Origin of the sequence: Dechloromonas sp. TW-R-39-2 (assembly GCF_016864195.1) — a bacterium.
In the GTDB taxonomy this organism is placed as follows: Bacteria; Pseudomonadota; Gammaproteobacteria; order Burkholderiales; family Rhodocyclaceae; genus Azonexus.
On record NZ_CP045202.1, the window covers coordinates 2,031,159 to 2,052,247 of the forward strand.

General features: G+C 58.6%; 23 protein-coding genes. 17 read left to right on the forward strand and 6 right to left on the reverse strand.

Annotated features, from left to right (window positions below):
- Window positions 1-102: 102 nt before the first annotated feature.
- From cysE to GBK02_RS09800, 12 genes are all read left to right on the forward strand, one after another.
- Complete coding sequence (gene cysE, locus GBK02_RS09745; protein ID WP_203466486.1) at window positions 103-858, forward strand: serine O-acetyltransferase; 756 nt, start codon at window positions 103-105, stop codon at window positions 856-858.
- Window positions 859-914: 56 nt separating this feature from the next.
- Entirely contained in the window at window positions 915-1,421 is a 507-nt protein-coding gene (iscR, locus tag GBK02_RS09750) for a Fe-S cluster assembly transcriptional regulator IscR (RefSeq protein ID WP_203466487.1), read from the forward strand.
- A gap of 8 nt (window positions 1,422-1,429) precedes the next feature.
- Window positions 1,430-2,587 carry a cysteine desulfurase family protein gene (locus GBK02_RS09755; protein ID WP_203466488.1) on the forward strand — a complete coding sequence of 386 codons (1,158 nt, stop codon included), beginning with the start codon at window positions 1,430-1,432 and terminating at the stop codon, window positions 2,585-2,587.
- Window positions 2,588-2,612: 25 nt separating this feature from the next.
- On the forward strand, window positions 2,613-3,824 hold the full coding sequence (locus GBK02_RS09760; protein WP_203466489.1) for an IscS subfamily cysteine desulfurase: 1,212 nt from the start codon (window positions 2,613-2,615) through the stop codon (window positions 3,822-3,824).
- 11 nt (window positions 3,825-3,835) lie between these two features.
- A complete protein-coding gene (gene iscU / locus GBK02_RS09765) occupies window positions 3,836-4,219 on the forward strand; it encodes a Fe-S cluster assembly scaffold IscU (RefSeq protein WP_153149973.1) in 384 nt (127 codons plus the stop codon).
- A gap of 2 nt (window positions 4,220-4,221) precedes the next feature.
- On the forward strand, window positions 4,222-4,545 hold the full coding sequence (iscA, locus tag GBK02_RS09770; protein ID WP_203466490.1) for an iron-sulfur cluster assembly protein IscA: 324 nt from the start codon (window positions 4,222-4,224) through the stop codon (window positions 4,543-4,545).
- Window positions 4,545-5,069 carry a Fe-S protein assembly co-chaperone HscB gene (hscB, locus tag GBK02_RS09775; RefSeq protein ID WP_203466491.1) on the forward strand — a complete coding sequence of 175 codons (525 nt, stop codon included), beginning with the start codon at window positions 4,545-4,547 and terminating at the stop codon, window positions 5,067-5,069. Before iscA ends, hscB begins: the two co-directional genes overlap by 1 nt.
- A gap of 3 nt (window positions 5,070-5,072) precedes the next feature.
- The gene (gene hscA / locus GBK02_RS09780; protein ID WP_203466492.1) at window positions 5,073-6,953 is read left to right on the forward strand and encodes a Fe-S protein assembly chaperone HscA; all 1,881 of its coding nucleotides are present in this window, start codon (window positions 5,073-5,075) and stop codon (window positions 6,951-6,953) included.
- Window positions 6,950-7,294 (forward strand): ISC system 2Fe-2S type ferredoxin, encoded by a 345-nt coding sequence (fdx, locus tag GBK02_RS09785; RefSeq protein ID WP_203466493.1) that lies wholly within the window; start codon window positions 6,950-6,952, stop codon window positions 7,292-7,294. The genes hscA and fdx overlap by 4 nt, the downstream gene beginning before the upstream one ends.
- Entirely contained in the window at window positions 7,291-7,485 is a 195-nt protein-coding gene (gene iscX / locus GBK02_RS09790) for a Fe-S cluster assembly protein IscX (protein WP_203466494.1), read from the forward strand. The genes fdx and iscX overlap by 4 nt, the downstream gene beginning before the upstream one ends.
- 260 nt (window positions 7,486-7,745) lie before the next feature.
- On the forward strand, window positions 7,746-9,080 hold the full coding sequence (locus tag GBK02_RS09795) for an FAD-dependent oxidoreductase (protein WP_203466495.1): 1,335 nt from the start codon (window positions 7,746-7,748) through the stop codon (window positions 9,078-9,080).
- 112 nt (window positions 9,081-9,192) lie between these two features.
- Window positions 9,193-9,843 carry a ribonuclease HI family protein gene (locus GBK02_RS09800; RefSeq protein ID WP_203466496.1) on the forward strand — a complete coding sequence of 217 codons (651 nt, stop codon included), beginning with the start codon at window positions 9,193-9,195 and terminating at the stop codon, window positions 9,841-9,843.
- Window positions 9,844-9,889: 46 nt separating this feature from the next.
- Here the strand turns inward: GBK02_RS09800 and serB are convergent, their stop codons facing one another.
- The 4 genes from serB to mfd form a co-directional block, all read right to left on the reverse strand.
- A complete protein-coding gene (gene serB, locus GBK02_RS09805) occupies window positions 9,890-10,729 on the reverse strand; it encodes a phosphoserine phosphatase SerB (protein WP_203466497.1) in 840 nt (279 codons plus the stop codon).
- 33 nt (window positions 10,730-10,762) lie between these two features.
- Window positions 10,763-11,491, reverse strand: a complete 729-nt coding sequence (locus GBK02_RS09810; RefSeq protein WP_203466498.1) for a hypothetical protein — start codon at window positions 11,489-11,491, stop codon at window positions 10,763-10,765.
- A 90-nt stretch (window positions 11,492-11,581) separates the two neighbouring features.
- Window positions 11,582-12,655, reverse strand: a complete 1,074-nt coding sequence (locus GBK02_RS09815) for a 3-deoxy-7-phosphoheptulonate synthase (protein ID WP_203466499.1) — start codon at window positions 12,653-12,655, stop codon at window positions 11,582-11,584.
- A gap of 3 nt (window positions 12,656-12,658) precedes the next feature.
- A complete protein-coding gene (gene mfd / locus GBK02_RS09820) occupies window positions 12,659-16,096 on the reverse strand; it encodes a transcription-repair coupling factor (protein ID WP_203466500.1) in 3,438 nt (1,145 codons plus the stop codon).
- 141 nt (window positions 16,097-16,237) lie between these two features.
- On the opposite strand from mfd, the gene GBK02_RS09825 reads away from it, so the two are divergent.
- Entirely contained in the window at window positions 16,238-16,429 is a 192-nt protein-coding gene (locus tag GBK02_RS09825) for a hypothetical protein (RefSeq protein WP_203466501.1), read from the forward strand.
- A gap of 15 nt (window positions 16,430-16,444) precedes the next feature.
- Window positions 16,445-16,633, forward strand: coding sequence for a hypothetical protein (locus GBK02_RS09830; protein WP_203466502.1), 189 nt, complete (start codon window positions 16,445-16,447; stop codon window positions 16,631-16,633).
- A gap of 12 nt (window positions 16,634-16,645) precedes the next feature.
- On the opposite strand, the gene GBK02_RS09835 is transcribed toward GBK02_RS09830, so the two are convergent.
- A complete protein-coding gene (locus tag GBK02_RS09835; RefSeq protein WP_203466503.1) occupies window positions 16,646-17,239 on the reverse strand; it encodes a hypothetical protein in 594 nt (197 codons plus the stop codon).
- A 22-nt stretch (window positions 17,240-17,261) separates the two neighbouring features.
- Window positions 17,262-18,518: an MgtC/SapB family protein gene (locus GBK02_RS09840; RefSeq protein WP_203466504.1), complete on the reverse strand. Its 1,257-nt coding sequence runs from the start codon at window positions 18,516-18,518 to the stop codon at window positions 17,262-17,264.
- 41 nt (window positions 18,519-18,559) lie between these two features.
- On the opposite strand from GBK02_RS09840, the gene ispD reads away from it, so the two are divergent.
- The 3 genes from ispD (at window position 18,560) to GBK02_RS09855 (ending at window position 21,068) form a co-directional block, all read left to right on the forward strand.
- On the forward strand, window positions 18,560-19,246 hold the full coding sequence (gene ispD / locus GBK02_RS09845; protein ID WP_203466505.1) for a 2-C-methyl-D-erythritol 4-phosphate cytidylyltransferase: 687 nt from the start codon (window positions 18,560-18,562) through the stop codon (window positions 19,244-19,246).
- The gene (gene ispF / locus GBK02_RS09850) at window positions 19,243-19,731 is read left to right on the forward strand and encodes a 2-C-methyl-D-erythritol 2,4-cyclodiphosphate synthase (RefSeq protein ID WP_203466506.1); all 489 of its coding nucleotides are present in this window, start codon (window positions 19,243-19,245) and stop codon (window positions 19,729-19,731) included. Before ispD ends, ispF begins: the two co-directional genes overlap by 4 nt.
- A 110-nt stretch (window positions 19,732-19,841) precedes the next feature.
- Window positions 19,842-21,068, forward strand: a complete 1,227-nt coding sequence (locus tag GBK02_RS09855) for an HD-GYP domain-containing protein (RefSeq protein ID WP_203466507.1) — start codon at window positions 19,842-19,844, stop codon at window positions 21,066-21,068.
- The last annotated feature ends 21 nt before the right edge of the window (window positions 21,069-21,089 follow it).

Here is a 21,089-nt window from a genome sequence, read left to right on the forward strand (position 1 = left end):
GATTATAAGTCAGATGAATCGGCCACCTTTCGGCAAAATAGCTGACAAATTCAGTCGAGTATTTTAAAATTCACCCTTGGAAAAAAAGGGAGATTCAGCTTCATGTTCCGGCAGTTGAGTGAGGATATCCGTGCGGTTTTCGACCGTGACCCGGCAGCCCGTTCGTTCTGGGAAGTGCTCACTTGTTACCCCGGCATTCATGCCCTGATCCTGCACCGTGTCGCGCACTGGCTGTGGGGCCATCGTCTGCGCTGGCTGGCTCGCTTCACCGCGCATCTTTCCCGCTTCTTTACCGGTATCGAGATTCACCCCGGCGCAACCATCGGTCGTCGCTTTTTCATCGATCACGGGATGGGCGTTGTGATCGGTGAAACAGCGCTGATCGGTGACGATGTCACGCTTTATCACGGTGTTACGCTGGGCGGTACGTCCTGGAACAAGGGCAAGCGTCATCCAACGCTGGAAAACGGCGTCGTGATCGGAGCGGGGGCCAAGGTGCTTGGGCCGATCACGATTTCGGCTGGCGCCAAGGTCGGGTCGAATGCCGTCGTGACCAAGCCTTTACCGGCCGGAGCGACTGCAGTCGGCAATCCGGCACGCATTCTCGATCATTCCGAGCAGAGCAAGCAGCGCGAAGAGCAGGCCGAAAAAATGGGTTTTTCTGCCTATGCGGTCGGGCGCGATCAGGATGATCCCCTGGCCAAGGCCATTCATGGTCTGCTTGATCATGCCGCCGAGACCGATCGGCGTCTCGCTTCGCTGCTCAGGGAACTCGAACAGCAAGGCGTGAAGTGTGACCAGGAGGTGCAGTTGGCTGATTCTTTCGATGCCCAGTATCTGAGCAAAATAGTTGACTGATTTTGTCGGCTTTCTGTATAGTTGACCATAATACTCGGTTATAGGCAGGAGATATCATGCGACTTACTACCAAAGGGCGATTTGCCGTCACGGCAATGATCGATCTGGCGCTGCGTTGTGACGATGGCCCGGTGACTTTGGCCAGCATCAGCGAGCGTCAGAAGATTTCTCTTTCGTATCTTGAGCAACTGTTTGGCAAGTTGCGCCGCTACAAGCTGGTTGATAGCGTGCGCGGCCCGGGGGGTGGTTATTGTGTTGCCCGCCCGATTGACCAGGTGGCTGTGGCCGACATCATTCGTGCGGTCGACGAGCAGCTTGATGCAACGCAATGCGGTGGGCGTGAAAATTGCCACGATGAACATCGCTGCATGACGCATGATCTGTGGTCTACGCTCAATGCCAAGATGTACGAATATCTCTCGTCGGTGACGCTGGCCGAACTGGTTGAAAAGCAGAAAGCCAAGCTTGCCGGTGTCGGACAAGTCGTGATTGAAGACAAGCGTCGCCTCGGGCCGCAACCTCGCGCCCGGGTTGTTCGGGAAAAGGCTGGCGTTCTGGCCTGATCGCCATCATGTTTCAACCTGTCTACCTCGATCATAACGCCACGACACCGCTTGATCCTGCGGCGCTGGCGGCCATGTTGCCATGGCTCGAACAGTGCTGCGGCAATGCCTCCAGCCGGCATGAGTATGGTCGGGCGGCGCGCAGTGCGATCGATCAGGCTCGTCAGCAAGTTGCCGCGGCAGTCAATGCGCACCCGACCGAAATCGTCTTTACCAGCGGCGGCAGCGAGGCCAATAACCTCTTCATCAAAGGTGCTGCGGCATCGTTGAAGCCCGGTCTGATTGCCATTGGCGCAACCGAGCATCCCTGTGTTACCCGTCCGGCTGCGCAGTTGGTGCGGCAGGGGTGGGATCTTCGGCATATCGCGGTCGACGCCGCCGGTCGTATCGATTTGCCTGGTTTCGAAGCGCTGCTTGCGCAGCGGCCGCGTCTGGTTTCAATCATGACGGCCAATAACGAAACCGGTGTCATTCAGGATATGAATCTTCTGTTGCAGGTAGCAAAGGCTGCTGGCAGTTGGATTCATAGCGATGCAGTGCAGGCTTTCGGTAAAATGGCGCTCGATTTTCGGACCCTGAATGCTGCGGGGCTGCATGCAATGACCCTGTCGGCACACAAAATCAACGGTCCCAAAGGGGCGGCTGCGTTGGTGGTCGATAAACGTGTCGAATTACAGGCGCAAATTGCCGGCGGTGGCCACGAGCGAGGCTTGCGGTCGGGCACTGAAAATGTGCCGGCAATCGTCGGATTTGGTATTGCTGCGGAACTTGCGGCGCGACGCGTTGCCGAATTGCCGCACCGCATGCGTGTCTTGCAGGAAAATATGGAAGTTGGGCTGGTGGCGCTGGGTGCGCGGATTTTCGCGGTCGACGCCGAAAGACTGCCGAATACGAGTTATTTTGCCTTGCCGGATATTGATGGCGAAACGCTGGTCGGCAAGCTGGATCGTGCAGGATTTGCCGTTGCCAGCGGAGCGGCCTGTTCGAGTGCCAATCCAGAGCCGTCGCATGTTTTGCAGGCCATGGGTGTGGCGCCGGAAGTAGCGCGCGGTGCAGTACGAGTCAGTCTTGGGGCAAGCAATACCGAGACTGATGTGGAACAGTTTATTAACGCCTTGCGGGTTACAGTCGGACGCCTGCAGGGACTGACGGCAATTGCCGTTTGAATAACCCGACTTAGCGAGAATAAAGATGAAACTCCCCATCTATCTGGATTACTCGGCAACGACGCCGGTCGACCCGCGTGTCGCGGCCAAAATGATTCCGTTCCTCTGTGAGGATTTCGGCAATCCGGCATCGCGTTCGCACAGCTTTGGCTGGGTCGCAGACGCTGCCGTTGAAGAAGCACGCGAGCAGGTCGCGACGCTGGTCAACGCCGACCCGAAGGAAATCGTCTGGACCTCCGGTGCAACCGAGTCGAACAATCTCGCGATCAAGGGTGCCGCCAATTTCTACGCCAGTACCAAGGGCAAGCACATCATCACGGTGAAGACCGAGCACAAGGCCGTGCTCGACACCGTGCGCGAACTGGAACGCCAGGGGTTCGAGGCAACTTATCTCGACGTCAAGGAAGACGGCCTGCTCGATCTGGAGGTTTTCAAGGCGGCGATTCGTCCCGATACCGTGCTCGCCTCGGTGATGTTCGTCAATAACGAAGTCGGCGTCATCCAGCCGATCGCCGAGCTCGGCGAGATCTGCCGCGAGAAGGGCGTCATCTTCCACGTCGATGCGGCGCAGGCTACCGGTAAGGTCGAGATCGACCTGAGCAAGCTCAAGGTCGACCTGATGAGCTTCTCGGCCCACAAGACCTATGGCCCGAAGGGTATTGGCGCGCTGTACGTGCGTCGCAAGCCGCGTATTCGCCTCGAAGCCCAGATGCACGGCGGCGGTCACGAGCGTGGTTTCCGTTCCGGCACGTTGGCGACGCACCAGATCGTCGGCATGGGCGAAAGCTTCCGTCTGGCCAAGGAAGAAATGGCCGAAGAGAATGCCCGCGTCGGTGCCTTGCGCGACCGCCTGCTCAATGGCCTGAAGGACATGGAGCACACTTACATCAACGGCGACATGACGCAGCGCGTCGCCCATAATCTGAATATCAGCTTTGCGTATGTCGAAGGCGAGTCGATGATCATGGCGATCAAGGATCTGGCCGTTTCTTCCGGTTCGGCCTGTACTTCGGCCAGCCTGGAACCTTCCTACGTGCTGCGCGCCCTTGGCCGCAACGACGAACTGGCTCACAGCTCGATCCGTTTCAGCATCGGTCGCTTCACGACGGAAGAAGAAATTGACTATGCAATCAATCTGTTGAAAGCCAAAGTTGGCAAGTTACGTGAACTTTCCCCGTTGTGGGAAATGGTTCAGGACGGCATCGATCTGGACACCGTCCAGTGGGCCGCGCACTAAGGAGAATACACATGAGCTATAGCGTAAAAGTCATTGATCACTACGAAAACCCGCGTAACGTCGGCTCCTTCGGCAAGGAAGACGACGGCGTCGGTACCGGCATGGTCGGCGCACCAGCCTGCGGCGACGTGATGAAGTTGCAGATCAAGGTGAACAAGTCCGGCGTGATTGAAGATGCCAAGTTCAAGACCTACGGCTGTGGTTCGGCCATCGCTTCGTCTTCGCTGGTGACCGAATGGGTCAAGGGCAAGACCGTGGACCAGGCGCTGGCCATCAAAAACACCGAAATTGCTGAAGAACTGGCACTGCCGCCGGTTAAAATCCACTGTTCGATTCTCGCCGAGGACGCCATCAAGGCAGCCGTGGCGGATTACAAGAAAAAGCACGGAGAATAAGCATGGGTGTCACCTTGAGCGACAAGGCGGCCAAGCACGTCGCCAACTACCTGACCAAACGCGGCAAGGGCATCGGCCTGCGCCTCGGCGTACGGACCAGCGGCTGTTCCGGCATGGCCTACAAGCTGGAATTTGTCGACGAGGTGAGTCCCGAGGATCTGGTTTTCGAGAGCAACGGCGTCAAGGTGTTTGTTGACGCCAAGAGCATGCCGTATCTCGAAGGCATGGAGCTCGACTTTGCCCGTGAAGGCCTGAACGAAGGGTTCAAGTTCAATAACCCGAACGTCAAGGATCAGTGCGGCTGCGGCGAATCCTTCAACGTCTGATGGATTTCAATTCAGACCACTTTGCTCTGTTCAATCTGCCGCGTCAGTTCAAGATCGACGCGGCAGACCTTGATTCGCGCTATCGCGACGTCCAGGTCCAGGTTCATCCGGACCGCTTCGCGAGCAGCGGCGAGGCCGACAAACGCCTGTCGATGCAGTGGGCGACGCGGGCCAACGAGGCTTACCAGACGCTGAAGAAGCCGCTTGAGCGGGCGAAATACCTGCTGCATCTGGCCGGTCACGATATTCAGGCTGAAACCAATACCGCAATGGCGCCCGAGTTCCTGATGGAACAGATGGAGTGGCGCGAGGCGGTGATGGACGCCCGTCAGGGTGGCGATCACCATGAACTGGAACATCTGCACAATCGTTTGCGTGGCGATATCAACGCGCATTACGACGAAATCGGCCAGTTGCTCGATGCCTCTGACTATGCCGAGGCGACCGACCTGGTCCGCCGGTTGATGTTCCTGGAAAAACTGCTGTACGAAATCGACGACGCACTGGCGTCGCTGGAAGACTAGAAAATGGCCTTGTTTCAAATTGCCGAACCGGGTGAGTCGGCTGCACCGCATGAGCACAAACTCGCTATCGGGATCGATCTCGGGACAACCAACTCGCTGGTCGCCACCGTGCGCAGCGGCATCTCGATCTGCCTGAGCGACGAGCAGGGGCGTCCGCTACTGCCGTCCGTCGTGCGCTACCATGCTGACAACAGCACCGAGGTCGGTTACGACGCACAAACCAAGCAGGCCATTGATCCGCGTAACACCATTGTTTCGGTCAAGCGTTTCATGGGGCGCGGCCTGAAGGATATCTCGCATGTCGAGTCGATGCCTTACGACTTCATCGAAGCGCCGGGCATGGTCAAGGTCCGGACGATTGCCGGCATCAAGAGCCCGGTCGAAGTTTCGGCCGACATTCTGAAAGCCCTGAAAGCCCGTGCGGAAACGGCATTGGCCGGTGAATTGGTCGGTGCCGTGATTACCGTGCCGGCTTATTTCGACGACGCCCAGCGCCAAGCCACCAAGGATGCCGCCCGCCTGGCCGGCCTCAATGTGCTTCGCCTGCTCAACGAACCGACCGCTGCCGCCATCGCCTACGGGCTCGATAATGGCGCGGAAGGCGTTTACGCGGTCTACGACCTGGGTGGCGGCACTTTCGATATTTCCATCCTGAAGCTGACCAAGGGTGTTTTCGAAGTCATGGCGACGGGCGGCGACTCCGCGCTCGGCGGTGACGATTTCGATCACCGTATCTTCTGCTGGGTGATCGAGCAGGGCAAGTTGCAGCCGCTTTCGCCGGAAGACGGCCGCCTGCTGATGATGCGTTGCCGCGAAGCCAAGGAGTTTCTGACCAACAACCCGGAAGCGCCGATCACGGCTCGCTTGTCCACCGGCGAAATGGTCGATATCAAGCTTGATGTCGCGACCTTCGCGGCCATTACCCAGACGTTGATTTCGAAAACACTGCAGCCGGTCAAGAAGGCATTGCGCGATGCCGGTCTGCGTGCCGAAGACATCAAGGGTGTCGTCATGGTTGGCGGCGCAACGCGCATGCCGCAAATCCAGAAGGCAGTCGGCGATTTCTTCCGCCAGGAGCCGCTGACCAATCTCGATCCGGACAAGGTCGTTGCGCTCGGCGCCGCGACCCAGGCCAATCTGCTGGTCGGCAACAAGACCGGCAAGGACGACTGGCTGTTGCTTGATGTGATTCCGCTGTCGCTCGGTCTTGAAATGATGGGTGGCCTGACCGAGAAGGTTATTCCGCGCAATTCCACCATCCCGACCGCCCGCGCCCAGGAGTTCACCACCTTCAAGGATGGCCAGACGGCGATGGCGATTCACGTCGTGCAGGGCGAGCGCGAACTTGTCTCCGACTGTCGCTCGCTGGCCCGCTTCGAACTGCGCGGCATTCCGCCGATGGTTGCCGGTGCGGCACGTATTCGCGTTACTTTTCAGGTCGATGCCGATGGCCTGCTCTCGGTCAGCGCGCGCGAGCAAACGACGGGTGTGGAAGCCAACGTTACCGTCAAGCCATCCTACGGCCTGTCCGATGATGAAATTGCCGGCATGCTCAAGGATTCGATGGAGCACGCCAAGGATGACGCGATCAACCGTGCCCTCAAGGAAGCCATCGTCGAAGCCCAGCGCATGATCGAGGCGACCGAAGCGGCGCTGAAGGAAGATCCGCACCTGCTCGACGCGGCCGAAACGGCCAAGATCAACGACACGATCGCCAAGCTGGCCGAGACGATGAAGGGCGACAATCGCCGTCTGATCAACATCGCCATGGACGATCTCGGCTACGAAACACAGGCCTTTGCCCATCGCCGGATGGATCAGAGCATCAAGAAAGTGCTGTCCGGTCGCAAGGTCGACGACATCAAAATGGGAGAAGACGCATGACTCAACTGATCGTTCTGCCGCACCTCGAAAACTGCCCGGACGGTGCCGTCATCGAGGCGGAAGAGGGCAAGTCGATTTGCGAAAACCTGCTGGCCAATGGCGTCGAACTCGACCATGCCTGCGAAATGTCTTGCGCCTGCACGACCTGCCACGTCATCGTGCGTGAGGGTTTCAATACGCTCGAAGCCGCCGAGGATGCCGAGGAAGACCTGCTCGACAAGGCCTGGGGCCTGGAGCCAAATTCCCGTCTGGGTTGCCAGGCCATTGTCGGCAAGACGCCGCTGGTTGTCGAAATTCCGAGATATAGCCTGAACATGGCGAAAGAGGGGCACCGCAAATGAAATGGACCGACATCAACGATATCGCCATCGAGCTGAGCGAGGCACATCCGGACAAGGATCCGCTCAAGCTCAATTTTGTCGACCTGCGTAACTGGGTGATGGCTTTGCCTGGATTTGACGACGAACCTAACCGCTCGGGCGAGAAAATCCTCGAAGCCATCCAGCAGGCCTGGATCGACGAGGTTTCGTGAAATTCACGCTGGCCGGAACTGACTCAAAACAGGCTGCACGTTTTCAGTCAGCGCCGGAAAGCTGCGGTCAACCTCGATCAAAGCACTAAAATGAATGCACTTGAAGCGGCCGGAGTGATCCGGCCGTTTTCTTGTTTACAATGCTCAAAGCAGCCTTGATGGCCGTCTGCGTACGACCTGCTGTATTCCGCGCGTCACTGACGCTACTGTAAATCCGGGCATCTCCGTGTCCGGATGGTTCATAAAATGGAGAGACATTCATGACCTTCAACCGCCGCCAGTTTCTGGCCGCCGGTTCGGTGCTGGGCGCCACTGCCGCCATAGCCCAGCCGACCAGTCCGCTGCCCTTCCTGATCACCATGCAGTCCGACCCGCTGTTGCCGAAAGCCAATGGCAAACGCGTCGTTGTTTGTGGTGGTGGCTGGGGCGGGATCAGCGCCGCCAAACATCTGAAGAAACTCGACCCGACACTTGACGTCGTCGTGCTCGAACGTAACCCGGTATTTTTCTCCTGCCCGATGAGCAACAAGTGGCTGGTCGATGTCGTCGACACCAATTTTCTGACGTTCAGCTACCTCAAGGTCGCGCAAAAATACGACTACAAATTCATCCAGACCGAAGTCACTGCTTTTGAGCGCGACAAGAAGCGGGTCATTACCGCCCAGGGCTGGATCGATTACGACTACCTGATCGTCGGTGCCGGCATTCGCTACAACTATGAAGCCTGGTTCGGCAATGACCGCAAGGCTGCGGAGTACACCCGGGCGCATTTTCCGGCGGCCTACATTCCGAATGCCGAACATTTCCAGCTCAAGCAGAGTATCCAGAACTTCAAGGGCGGCGACCTGGTGATGACGCTGCCGCCCCCGCCGCATCGTTGCCCGCCGTCGCCGTACGAGCGCGCCTGTTTGATCGCCGGGCTGATCAAGGAACGTGGCATCAAGGGCAAGGTCACCATCCTCGACCCAAAACCCAGTCCAATGCCGATTACCGGCGGCTTTCAGGAGGCTTTCGAGAACCTGTACAAGGATCAGATTGTCTACGTGCCCAAGGCGGTGATCAAGGAAGTCGACCCATTCAACAAGAAAATCAAGACCGCAGTCGGCGACTTCAACTTCGACCACAGCATCCTGATGGCCCCGCACCAGGCCGGCGACATGGCCTGGAAGGCCGGGCTGATCGGCAAGAATGCCGAAGGCAAGCCGACCGGCTGGGCCGGCGTCGATCCTTTCTTCCTGAACATGAAGGATGACCCGGATGTGTACGTGATCGGCGATGCGGTCGGTGTCGTCTCGCCGCAGTTCAACTTCTATCCGAAGGCCGGCCACGTCGCCAACGCCCATGCCAAGATCGTTGCCAAATACATCAGCGAACGCGTCAAGGGCCGCGAGCCGAAGTACGCCTTGCCTGATAATCTGTGTTTCATGATGGTCAATACGGCGCCGCGCGAAGATGTGGCTGTGCGCTTCAAGTACTACGTCAACGACAAGGGCATCATCATCCAGGATCAGGACGACGATAATCTGCGGCGCGATGAACTGGTGACCGAAGACTTTGCCTGGGCGGGTCGGATGTACGAGGACATGTTCGGCTGATCTGCTGTAGCAAGAGCGTTCGTCGCCGCATGCGGCGGACGCTTGTTGCACGCGCCGGATTGTCCGGCATGCTGGCCCGCCGTAGCGGGCTCACCGAAGGAGAAAGAATCAGATGGACACGATGACCTGGCAGGCCTGGTTTGACGGGGCAACGAAAAATGCCAATCCGGGAATACGGGGTATTGGTGCCATTCTGAAGGGGCCTGCCGGCGAGCTTGTCGAAATTGCCCAGGAAATCGGTCACGGTACGAACAATGAGGCCGAATACTGTGCACTGATGGCGGTGCTGGATGCGGCAGCAGACGCCGGCGTAAAAAGTCTTGTCGTTTATGGTGATAGTCAGCTGGTCATCAAGCAGGTCAGTGGCGAGTGGTTGATCAATGCCGAGAGCCTGGTACCGCTGTGCAAGACCGTGCTTAAGCTGAAAGCGCAGATTCCCGAGGTACATTTGCGCTGGATTCCACGCGAGCAGAATATCGAGGCTGATGCGCTTTCAAAGCGTGCGATCGGGGTGGTTGCTGCGATGCCGCTCGATCGGACGGTGTGGATGAAGATTACCGAGATCGGGAAACCCTTCGGTTTGTCCGGCGTGGCCTTGGGCAAACGGATGGATGCAGCCAAGTTGCGCGAAGGTGGCAAGCCGACGCAACTGGCGCTGGACAAAGGGTGTGCCCTGAGGGTGGAGAACAACTTTGGGCACGAGGATTTCTGGCACCGCAAACTGCTTCCTGCCGCACTCAGGGAAGCCATGCTGCTCGATTGATCGGCCTGACTGACACGCTTGGCGGTCAGCCAGGGCTGATCGTGACTTAGTCGAACAGGTTGAGCAGAGAGTTCAGGCCACCAAAATTGATCGCGACGTCAGCTTTGGCGCGTGTTGCCGGCTTGGCGTGGAAAGCGACCGACAATCCGGCCTGGGCCATCATCATCAAATCGTTGGCACCATCGCCGCAGGCAATGACCTGTTCCTTTTTGAGGCCCAGTTCATCGGTCAGGCGAGCGAGATGGTGCGCCTTGGCCGCAGCATCAACGATATCGCCGACAACCCGGCCGGTCAGCTTGCCGCCGGAAATTTCCAGTTCGTTCGAGGTGGCGAAGTCGAAGCCGAGTTCAATACGCAAGCGCTCGGTAAAGTAGGTGAAGCCTCCCGACAGGATGGCCGTCCGCAGGCCGGCATTCTGCGCTGCTTCGAGTAGCTCGCGCGCACCGTCGGAGAGCAGCAGGCGTTCGCCATAAACGCGAGCCAGAACACGGGCATCCAGACCGGCCATCAGCGACAACCGGCGGCGCAGGCTTTCGCGGTAATCGATTTCGCCGCGCATGGCTGCTTCGGTAACGGCTGAAACCTCTTCCTTCTTGCCGGCGAAGTCAGCCAGTTCGTCGATGCATTCGATCGTGATCAGCGTTGAATCCATATCGAAGCAGATCAGGCCGAAGTCCGAAAATTTTTTGCCGGCTTCGATGAAGGCCCAGTCGAGCTTCTCAGCTTCGATCAAGGGAATCAGCGCATCGAACTCGGGCGTCCGGCTTGCCCCGGCGAAACGCACCACCTGCGGCGGGCGCGGCTCCACTGAGCGGGCAACGGTGGCTGCCTTGATGCGGTCGAGAAGAAAAGTCGGGAGGGCGCCGCCCTGGATGATCAGGTTCATGTGTTCCGTTAGATATGAAAACGTGGGTTGTCCCTAATTACTATTCGCCGACTCGGACTTTTGAAGGACTGTTGAGTACAACGCGATCAAGTCCTTGTTGCCAGTAGCCGAAGCATGTACCGATGCCGACGTGCCGATATCGTCTTTGTCTAAAGGAAATGCACCGTATTCGAGCAATAACTTGCATGGTTCGACGGCACTCGCCAGAGTTGCAAGTTGAAGCCAACCCCGTCCATGTTTGTTTTTTCCATGTGGAGAAATAGTCCGACTCTCTAGTAGTCGTTTCATTGTGTTCAGATCGCTTGTGCGAATTGCTTTCGAAAATTCTTCATCGGACTCAACGTTGTAATCATTCTCTTCGGCGAACGCCGAAGGCGGTATGACCACAAATTTACGATAAGCGAAATAAGCTATGACTAGTCCGATAGGTGGTGTGAACACAATGCCTAAGTCGCGGCTATAACTGTCATGCCAAATATATATGCCAATTACCCACAAAATTCCAATAAAGATGGAAAGGCGGAATCCTTGGTCTGCCCCCCACCAAGTATTTGCTACTCGCTGGGCGATTACTCCACTCTTTTGGGTTTTCAACCATGTCCCGAATTGAAATAATCCCCATCCTAGGAGCGCAGAGACAACACCTCTGATGAACGCTCCACCCGACCCCGTCTCGACAAACGATAGGGCTATGCCAGCCACGCCATTGATGATCCAGAGTGCTGCGATGATTTGGAGCACAGTTCCAGAGAATTTTTTCATAGAGATTAGTTGACACTTGAAGTACTAAGATTTGCCAAAGAGTCACAACAACTCACGCAATTTTATGGTGGCCAGTTGGTAAGCCCGGATTTAGGCAATACGTTCCGGCAGCACATCGCGCAGCATCACGGCCGCATCGCGAATCATTTTCTCGGTCGTATCCCAATCGACGCAGCCATCGGTCACCGAACAGCCGTACTTGAGCTGCGACAGATCGGCGGGAATCGGCTGGTTGCCGGCTTCAATATTTGATTCAATCATCACGCCGAGCAAGGATTTGTTGCCATTGCGGATCTGGCTGACCACGTCAGCCATGACCAACGGTTGCAGTTCCGGCTTCTTGGAACTGTTAGCGTGCGAGCAGTCGACCACGATATTCGCTGGCAGCTTGGCCTTGGCCATCGCCTGTTCGGCAACGGCAACGGAAACGGTGTCGTAATTCGGCTTGCCGTCGCCACCGCGCAGCACGACGTGGCCGTAGGCGTTGCCCTTGGTGCGCACGATGGCGACGCGGCCTTCGCTGTTCAGGCCGAGGAAGGAGTGCGGGTTGGAGGCCGAGAGGATGGCGTTGGTCGCCACCGTCAGGTCGCCGCTGGTCGCATTCTTGAAGCCGACCGGGGTGGACAGGCCGGAGGACATCTCGCGGTGCGTCTGCGACTCGGTGGTGCGTGCGCCGATTGCCGTCCAGGTGATCAGGTCGCCGTAGTATTGCGGGCCGTACGGGTCGAGCGCCTCGGTGCCGGCCGGCAGGCCGAGTTCATTGACGTCGAGCAGGAACTGGCGGGCCTTTTCCATGCCGATATTGACCTGGAAGGAGTCATCCATGAACGGGTCGTTGATGTAGCCTTTCCAGCCCACGGTGGTGCGCGGTTTTTCGAAGTAGACGCGCATGATGATCTGCAGCGTGTCGCCGACTTCATCGGCCAGCTTTTTCAGGCGGCGGGCGTAATCCAGGCCGGCCACCGGGTCGTGGATAGAGCACGGACCAACGACAACGAACAGGCGATGATCCTTGCGGTCGATGATCTTGCGCAGCAGGTTGCGGCCGTGCGTGACCGTCTTGGCCGCCTTGGCGCTGAGCGGCTGGTGGGCCTGGATGTCGGCCGGCGTCGGCATGGTGTCGAAGGCGGCTACGTTTACGTTGTCGATGTCTGGAGTCGTCATAATCTAGTTTGTCAGCTGTCGAATCATGTCTTTCACTGCGGCGACCTTGTCGGTGAGCGTCGGGCAGTGGCGTAAAAGAGAAATTTTATCCTGTCCGGCCAGCTTATAGCTGCGGTTTTTCTGGATCAAATTGATGATTTTGATCGGTTCGATAGGCGGATTCTTCGAGAATTCCGGGCTGAACTGCAGCGTGATCTGGTCGCTGGTCGCATCGAGCTTCTGGATGAGCAGCGGCTTGACCAGCAAACGCAGGCGGTGCGTGGCGAGCAGCGACTGTGTCTGGAGCGGCATTTCACCAAAGCGGTCGATCAGTTCTTCCTGGAGGACGTCGATTTCGTCGTCGGCCTCGCAATTGGCCAGGCGTTTGTAGAGCGTCAGGCGTTCATGGACGTCCGGGCAGTAGCCATCAGGCAGCAGAGCGGGGGTACGCAGGTTGATTTCGCTACCAATACCGAGCGGCTGGGTCAGGTCGACCGCGTCAATCGTCTTGCCTTGCTTGAGATGGGCGACGGCCCGGTTGAGCATTTCGCTGAACATCGTGAAACCGACTTCCTGCATTTCGCCCGACTGGTTGTCGCCGAGCACTTCGCCGGCGCCGCGGATTTCGAGGTCGTGCATCGCGAGGAAGAAACCTGAGCCGAGTTCTTCCATCGCCTGAATCGCTTCGAGGCGGAGCTTGGCCTGCTTGGTCAGCGCTTTTTCATCCTGCACCAGCATGTAGGCGTAAGCCTGGTGATGCGAGCGACCGACCCGGCCGCGCAACTGGTGCAATTGGGCGAGGCCGAATTTTTCCGAACGGTTGATCAGAATGGTGTTGGCGTGCGGATTGTCGATCCCGGTTTCGATAATCGTCGTACACAGCAGCACGTTGGCGCGCTGGCCGGTGAAGTCGCGCATGACGCGCTCCAGTTCGCGCTCGTTCATCTGGCCGTGGCCGATCACGATGCGTGCTTCCGGTACCAGCTTTTCCAGCTTCTCGCGCATGTTGTCGATCGTGTCGACTTCGTTGTGCAGAAAGTAAACCTGGCCGCCGCGCTTGAGTTCGCGTAGCACGGCTTCGCGGATGATGCCGTCGGAGAACTTGCTGACGAAGGTCTTGATCGCCAGGCGCTTTTGCGGCGCGGTGGCAATGACCGAGAAGTCGCGCAGGCCTTCCATCGACATCGCCAAGGTGCGCGGGATCGGCGTTGCGGTCAGGGTCAGGACATCGACCTCGGCACGCATCGATTTCAGCGTTTCCTTCTGGCGTACGCCGAAACGGTGCTCCTCGTCGATGATCACCAGGCCGAGACGGTTGAACTTGACGTCCTTGCTGATCAGCTTGTGAGTACCGATGATGATGTCGATCTTTCCCTCCGCCAGCTCATGCAGGGCTTGCGCCGTTTCCTTGGCAGTCTTGAACCGGGATATTTCAGCAATTTTGACTGGCCAGTCGGCAAAGCGGTCGGCAAAGGTCTGGTAATGCTGTTCGCAGAGCAGCGTGGTCGGGCAGAGTACGGCGACCTGCTTGCCACCGGCCACGGCGCAGAAGGCGGCGCGCAATGCAACTTCGGTCTTGCCGAAACCGACGTCGCCGCAGACCAGGCGGTCCATCGGCTTGCCGGAGCGCATGTCCTCGATGACCGCTGCGATGGCGGTGGCCTGATCGTGCGTTTCTTCAAAGCCGAAACCGTCGGCGAAGGCTTCGTAATCGTTTTCCTCAAAGGCAAAGGCATGGCCCTGACGCGCAGCACGGGCGGCGTAGAGCGCGAGTAGTTCGGCGGCGGTATCGCGTGCCTGTTCGGCGGCCTTGCGCTTGGCCTTTTCCCACTGGCCGGAACCCAGCGTGTGTAGCGGGGCGCTTTCCGGATCGGCTCCGGAGTAGCGGGAAATCACGTGAAGCTGGGCGACCGGCACGAAGAGTTTGGCTTCGTTGGCGTAATGCAGTTCGAGGAATTCCTGCTCGCCGAGACCGAGATCCATTCGCACCAGGCCGCGATAGCGTCCGATGCCGTGGCTTTCATGGACGACCGGGTCGCCGACCTTGAGCTCGGTCAGATCTTTCAGCCAGTTGTCGAAGCTCGCCTTCTTGGCGGCTTCGCGCCGGGTGCGGCGCGGCGATCCGGCAAACAGCTCGGTTTCGGTGATGAAGGCCAGCGTGTCGAGTGCGAAGCCGGTTTGCAGTGGCCCGATGCCGAGCGCCAGCTTGGCGTCGCTTGCCAGGAAAGCGGCCAGATCGGTGCTGGTGGCCGGCCTGAGATCGTGCTCGGCGAACATCGCGGCCAGCGTTTCGCGCCGTCCGGCGGTTTCGGCGACGAGCAGCACACGCCCCTTGAAGCTGGCCAGATGGTTCTTGAGCGCGCCAATCGGGTCGTCGCTGCGGCGGTCGACCGCGACATTGGGCAGTTTTCCGGCGTTGGCATTTTTTCCGTCCAGCGCCAGTCGACCGTAGGATTTGGCGGCGGTGAAAAAGGCTTCGTCGCTCAGGAACAATTCTTCGGGCGGAACCAGCGGCCGTGATTTGTCGCCCTGCAGCAGGTTGTAGCGCGAGCGGGTGTCGTTCCAGAACGCCGCAATCGCGGCCGGCGCGTCGCCGTGGGTGACGAACAGCGCATCTTTTGGCAGGTAATCGAAGATCGTTGCCGTGTCGTCAAAAAACAGCGGCAGGTAATACTCGATGCCGGCACTGGCAATGCCGGTGGAAATATCTTTGTAGACGCCCGATTTGGCCGGGTCGCCTTCGAATTTTTCGCGGAACGCCTGACGGAAATGGGTGCGGCCCTTGTCGTCCATCGGAAATTCACGGGCCGGCAACAGGCGTACGTCGGCGACCGGGTAAACCGTGCGCTGCGTATCGACATCGAAGGTCTTGATGCTTTCGATCTCATCGTCGAACAAGTCGAGCCGGTAAGGCAGTTGCGAGCCCATCGGGAAGAGGTCGATCAATCCGCCGCGAATCGAGTATTCACCGGGCGAAACAACTTGCGTCACATGAGCATAGCCAGCCAGCGTGACCTGGCTGCGGAATTTCTCGGCGTCCAGTTTCTGGCCCTTGCTGAACTCGAAGGTGTAGGCCGCCATGAATTCCGGCGGTGCAAGGCGGTTGACCGCGGTAGAGGCGGGAACCAGCAGGATGTCGACTTCGCCTTGCAGGGCGGCCCACAGGGTCGCCAGGCGCTCGGAAACGAGGTCCTGGTGTGGCGAGAAATGATCGTAGGGCAGCGTTTCCCAGTCAGGCAGCAGGCGAACTTTCAGGCTGGATGAAAACCATGGAATTTCCTCCAGCAGACGTTGCGCATCGGCTGCACTGGCCGTGACGACCGCCAGTGTTTGGCCCTTGCTCCGGGCAGCCAGTTCAGCCAGGGCGAGGGCATCCGATGAGCCGGAAAGGGCCGGCAGGTCAATGCGGGCGCCGGGCTTGGGCAGGGCGGGGAGGGAAAGCAGGGATTTGGAGGCAGGCACGGTGGCGCAGGCGCAGCGTTGCGGGGCTGGAATTATAGCTGCTTCGGAACGCGCCGTTTTTTTGAGCGCAGTAAAAGGATAAATGCATATGCAATGGTGTTATTATCCGCGGCTGATTTTTGACTTTCCGGATCGTGGTTCATGTCAATCGTTGATGAAAAAAGGCGGGGATGGGATCGTCGTCAGCGCAGTGAAAAAATTCCGTATGACTTCAAGGAGCGGCGGCAAAGCGAGCGACGCCAGACAACGATCAGCGAAATTTCGTTCAGGGAATGGGCGTCGCATTTTGCTCGCTACCAGCAGGGAAACCCGATGGAAGGATTTGAGCAATGAAAAAGGCGGATTGGCATGGTCGATAAGGCAAAGAACAGCGAACGGCGCAAGGTGGATAGGCGTTGCCGGGAGAACATCGGGCCGCCGGCTGGTTGTACCGAACGGCGGATCAACATCGAGCGCCGTTTGTTCAATATCGAGGTTTTCAGTCTCCACGACTGGTTGCGGGCTCCCCGTCCGGAAGAGCCGCAGGGCGGGCAATAAATCCGTCCTTGGTCAATTGCCCAGATGCAGCGACAGCCACGCTGCCACATGGGGAACCGGATCATCACCGCTATTCAGCGTGTGCATTTCATGGGCGCAGGTCAAATGCGGTACAGCGCGCTGAAATGCATTGCGCCCTGGGCTGTCATCACTGTCAAACAGCATCATCAACGGCGCACTCAGGAGATTGAGCGCCTGTAATCCGGCGCGGTCGACAATGCCGCCGTGTCCGGCAAGCGCTCTGACTTGAATGTCGCGCTGGGCTGCCGCACGGATTGCCGCCGGGGTGGCGTCGCCCGAAGCAAAGATAGCCAGCGGCAAATCCTGTGTGGCGCCGTGGGTACGAATCAGATCGAGCATGTCGAGCAGACGCTGGGTCAATTTCGGTACATTTTGCGATGCGTCGGCAAACTGCGCTTCGCGGGCTGACAGCAATTCCATGAAGAATATTGCGTAGCCGCGGGCCGCCAAGTTGGCGGTAATGAAGATGTCGGCCGGTGCATGATGGGCGCGGGCCAGCAGGATCAATCCGTGGGGATTGTCCGGCATGTCGATATGACCATGCAGCGGGCCTTGGGGGGTCTGGATCGTAAGATTCTGGTTCATGGTATTCGGGCGTTTCTGTTTTTCAGACCAGCAACAAGCCGCCAGCCATACCGGCGCCGATGGCCAGGAGGCCGGGCAGCGCATGGCGCGCCAGCTTTTGTCCGCCGATACTGATGACCAGCCCGATCTTGAAGACCAGATTGGCCAGCAGGGCCAGGGTGATGGCGATGACGGCTTGTCCGCTGGAGATTTTTTCGAGATTGAACATGCGCAGCGTGGACAGCACGCTGGCATCGGCGTCGGTCAGACCGGAGGCGAGGGCGACGATATACAGGCCGCTGTTGCCGGCCACATCCTGCAGCCAGGCTGAGGCGAGCAGGACGAAGGCGTAAAGCAGGCCGAAGGAAATGGCTGTTTTCAGTTCGGTTGGATTCTTGACTTCGGGCATCGGCAGTTCGCCCCCGGCATTGAGGACCTTCCAGCCATAGAGCGCCATCAGTACGCCAGGGATGATGCCGCAGGCAAAAACGACGGCAATCTGGGCTAGCAGGTTAGGGGCGACAACGCTGGAAATCAGGCCGAGGCGCAGCATGACCATGACGTTGGCGATCAGGATGACGATGGCCGACATGCGGATCAAGTGGTTGTGATCGCGGGCGTGGCGCGAAAACATCATGGTGGTTGCGGTCGACGAGGCCAGGCCGCCGAAAATGCCGAGCAGGGCCGCACCGTGACGGGCGCCAATGATGCGCAGTGCGAGGTAGCCGGAAAGCGCCAGGCCAGAGATCAGTACGACCATCCACCATATTTGACGTGGATTGATGGCGTTGTAAGGGCCAAAGTCGGCGCTCGGCAGGATCGGCAGGATGACCAGTGACAGTACGGCAAACTGGAGTATCGAATTCAGGTCTTTCGGCGTTGTCCGCTCACTGAATCGACGCAACTCCGCCTTGAAATAAAGCAGGATGGTCGTCGCGATGGCCAGCATCACGGCCAGCGTTGCGTAACCATACCAGGTGGCGGCACCCAGTCCGTAGGTAATGACGATGGCCGCTTCCGAGGTGAAGCCGCGATATTGTTCTTCCTGTTGCGTCGAAAAGTTCGAGGCGATCATTGCGCCGGCGACGACCAGCAGTCCGGTTGCCAGCATCCATGGCCCACCGGTTCTTTCGCTGAGCAGGGCAAACAGGCAGCCGAGCATCGCGACCAGCGCAAATGTCCGCAGGCCGGCAGCCGAGTCCGGCCGACGCTCGCGTTCGAGGCCGATCAGCAGACCAAGGCCGAGCGCCGTTGCAAAGGCTTGAACGGGTGCGGCCAGTTCCGGAACGACGAAACTCATGCGATTCCTCTTTTGTGGGCGTTATTCAGTAAAATTAAGCCATGCCACGTCATTTCGCAATCGTACCCGCTGCCGGTAGCGGCTCCCGCTTCGGCGCAGAAAAACCCAAACAGTACTTGAGCCTGCTCGGCCGACCGCTGATCTATCACACGCTGGCCGCCTTGGTTGCCTGTCCGGATATCGACCGCGTCTGGGTCGTGCTCTCGCCGGATGATCCTTACTGGGGCCAGTACGACTGGTCCGATCTCGGTGCCAAGCTCGAAACGCTGCGCTGCGGCGGGGCAACCCGGGCCGACAGCGTCAATAATGGCTTGCAGGCCGCGGCCATGGTCGCCTCACCGGAAGACTGGGTGCTGGTCCATGATGCGGCGCGCCCCTGTCTGAGTGCCGAAATGCTGGCTGCACTTTTCAGCCAGCTGGCCGATGATCCGGTTGGCGGCATTCTTGCCGTGCCGGTCGCCGATACGCTGAAACGGGCCGATGCCGGACAACGCGTCGCCGCAACCGAGCCGCGTGACGGCTTGTGGCAGGCGCAGACGCCGCAGATGTTCCGCTACGGTCGACTGCTCGAAGCACTCGAAAAATGCCGCGAAGTCACCGATGAGGCCGGTGCCATCGAAGCCCTTGGTTTCCAGCCGAAACTGGTGCGCGGCGATGCGACCAATCTGAAAGTGACTTATCCGGCCGATCTGGTGTTGGCCGCCATGATTCTCAGGGGAAGAAAATGAACATCCGGGTCGGGCAGGGTTACGACGTTCACCAACTGGTTGCCGGCCGCAAGCTGATTCTCGGCGGCGTCGAAATTCCGCATGCCACTGGTTTGCTCGGTCACTCCGACGCTGATGCATTGCTGCACGCGATTACCGATGCCTTGCTCGGCGCCGTCGCGCTAGGCGATATTGGTCGCCATTTTCCGGATACCGATCCGCGCTATAAAGGCGCTGACAGTCGTGTGCTGCTGCGTGGAGCGGTCGCCTTGCTGGCCGAAAAGGGCTGGCGTCCGGTCAATGTCGATGCGACGCTGATTGCCCAGCAACCGAAACTTGCACCGCACGCAGCGGCGATGGTGGCCAATGTCGCGGTCGACCTCGGTATTTCGGTCGATTCGGTCAATATCAAGGGAAAAACCAACGAAAAACTCGGTTATCTCGGACGCGAAGAAGCGATCGAGGCCCAGGCCGTGGTACTGGTCGAAAAGATTCCCGGCGGCTAGTCGCTCGTACTGATGTGCCATGCCAGCCCTGAGCTGCATGTGTTCTGGTACGCTGTCGATTCTGCTTTCTTTTCAGAATCGCTGACCTTTACAGAGTTCCGACCGGTTTCATGATCAAGAAAATCCCTGTCCATCTGCTTGAGCCTGGCATGTATGTCAGCGACTTCAATGCGGGCTGGCTGAACCATCCGTTTGCTTTCAACAGCATGCTGATCAACAGCGAGGCTGATCTTGCCAAGGTCAGGGCGGCGGGTATCCGTGAGCTCTTCATTGACACGGACCGAGGGCGGGATGTCGGCGATGGTGTACCCACGGCGGCCGAAGCTTCTCGCGAAAGTGCCGAACAGCTTGACCGGATGGCAACGACCAGTCGTCCCGTGGTTGCCGAGGCGAGAGTTTCGCTGGCTGAGGAAATGAATCGCGCTCACGTGGCATACGGCGAGGCGACCCGCGTCATTCGCAATTTGATGGATGACATCCGTCTCGGCCATCAGGTCGAACTGGCTTCGACCCGACCGACGGTTGAAAGAATCGTCGCCTCGGTCATGCGCAACAGCAATGCGATGATGACCATGCGCCGGCTGAAAAGCCTGGATGACTACACCTTTCTCCACTCGGTCAGCGTCTGCGCCATGCTGGTCACCTTCTCGAAGGTGGTCGATCTGGAAATGAACGCCATCCACGATCTGGCGCTCGGTGCACTGGTCCATGACGTGGGCAAGATGCGTGTCGCGCAGGCTGTGCTCAATAAGCCCGCGCGTCTGTCGGAAGAAGAATATCGGCACATGAAATCGCACGTTGTCCTCGGCTCCGACTATATCCGGCAGTTGCCGGGCATTCCGGCGCTGGCGCTTGAGCCGCTGGAGTTGCACCACGAACGCTATGACGGCAGTGGTTATCCACGCGGCCTGAAAGGCGATGAAATTTCGCAGGTTGGCCGGATGTCGGGCATTGTCGATGTCTATGATGCGATTACTTCCGACCGGGTGTACCGCAAGGGCATGTCGCCTGCCGCTGCTGTCCAGAAACTCTTCGAGTGGAGCAAGTTTCACTTCGATCCGGCATTGACCCAGGTTTTCGTCAAGAGCGTCGGGATTTACCCTGTCGGGACGCTGGTCCGGCTGGAAAGCGGGCGTCTTGGGGTGGTGATCGAGCAGTCCGATGCGCATTTGCTGACGCCACGCGTCCGGGTCATGTACGATGCAAAACGCATGCACTACATTGCGCCGGAGGTGGTAGATCTTTCGCGGCCAATGGGTGCAGGCGGGGCGGACCGGATCGTCGGTTACGAGATACCGGACAAACTGGGCATCGACGTCTCACGCTTTTTGCTTTAGCACTTGAGCCGGAAAGGAGAG

Coding starts and splice junctions, on each gene's coding strand:
- GBK02_RS09835 (WP_203466503.1), bottom strand. CDS start 17,239: ATGAACCAGAATCTTACGATCCAGACCCCCCAAGGCCCGCTGCATGGT.
- GBK02_RS09760 (WP_203466489.1), top strand. CDS start 2,613: ATGAAACTCCCCATCTATCTGGATTACTCGGCAACGACGCCGGTCGAC.
- iscU (WP_153149973.1), top strand. CDS start 3,836: ATGAGCTATAGCGTAAAAGTCATTGATCACTACGAAAACCCGCGTAAC.
- cysE (WP_203466486.1), top strand. CDS start 103: ATGTTCCGGCAGTTGAGTGAGGATATCCGTGCGGTTTTCGACCGTGAC.
- GBK02_RS09855 (WP_203466507.1), top strand. CDS start 19,842: ATGATCAAGAAAATCCCTGTCCATCTGCTTGAGCCTGGCATGTATGTC.
- GBK02_RS09815 (WP_203466499.1), bottom strand. CDS start 12,655: ATGACGACTCCAGACATCGACAACGTAAACGTAGCCGCCTTCGACACC.
- hscA (WP_203466492.1), top strand. CDS start 5,073: ATGGCCTTGTTTCAAATTGCCGAACCGGGTGAGTCGGCTGCACCGCAT.
- GBK02_RS09825 (WP_203466501.1), top strand. CDS start 16,238: ATGTCAATCGTTGATGAAAAAAGGCGGGGATGGGATCGTCGTCAGCGC.
- fdx (WP_203466493.1), top strand. CDS start 6,950: ATGACTCAACTGATCGTTCTGCCGCACCTCGAAAACTGCCCGGACGGT.
- iscX (WP_203466494.1), top strand. CDS start 7,291: ATGAAATGGACCGACATCAACGATATCGCCATCGAGCTGAGCGAGGCA.
- ispD (WP_203466505.1), top strand. CDS start 18,560: ATGCCACGTCATTTCGCAATCGTACCCGCTGCCGGTAGCGGCTCCCGC.
- GBK02_RS09840 (WP_203466504.1), bottom strand. CDS start 18,518: ATGAGTTTCGTCGTTCCGGAACTGGCCGCACCCGTTCAAGCCTTTGCA.
- GBK02_RS09795 (WP_203466495.1), top strand. CDS start 7,746: ATGACCTTCAACCGCCGCCAGTTTCTGGCCGCCGGTTCGGTGCTGGGC.
- ispF (WP_203466506.1), top strand. CDS start 19,243: ATGAACATCCGGGTCGGGCAGGGTTACGACGTTCACCAACTGGTTGCC.
- iscR (WP_203466487.1), top strand. CDS start 915: ATGCGACTTACTACCAAAGGGCGATTTGCCGTCACGGCAATGATCGAT.
- GBK02_RS09830 (WP_203466502.1), top strand. CDS start 16,445: ATGGTCGATAAGGCAAAGAACAGCGAACGGCGCAAGGTGGATAGGCGT.
- GBK02_RS09755 (WP_203466488.1), top strand. CDS start 1,430: ATGTTTCAACCTGTCTACCTCGATCATAACGCCACGACACCGCTTGAT.
- hscB (WP_203466491.1), top strand. CDS start 4,545: ATGGATTTCAATTCAGACCACTTTGCTCTGTTCAATCTGCCGCGTCAG.
- serB (WP_203466497.1), bottom strand. CDS start 10,729: ATGAACCTGATCATCCAGGGCGGCGCCCTCCCGACTTTTCTTCTCGAC.
- GBK02_RS09810 (WP_203466498.1), bottom strand. CDS start 11,491: ATGAAAAAATTCTCTGGAACTGTGCTCCAAATCATCGCAGCACTCTGG.
- GBK02_RS09800 (WP_203466496.1), top strand. CDS start 9,193: ATGGACACGATGACCTGGCAGGCCTGGTTTGACGGGGCAACGAAAAAT.
- iscA (WP_203466490.1), top strand. CDS start 4,222: ATGGGTGTCACCTTGAGCGACAAGGCGGCCAAGCACGTCGCCAACTAC.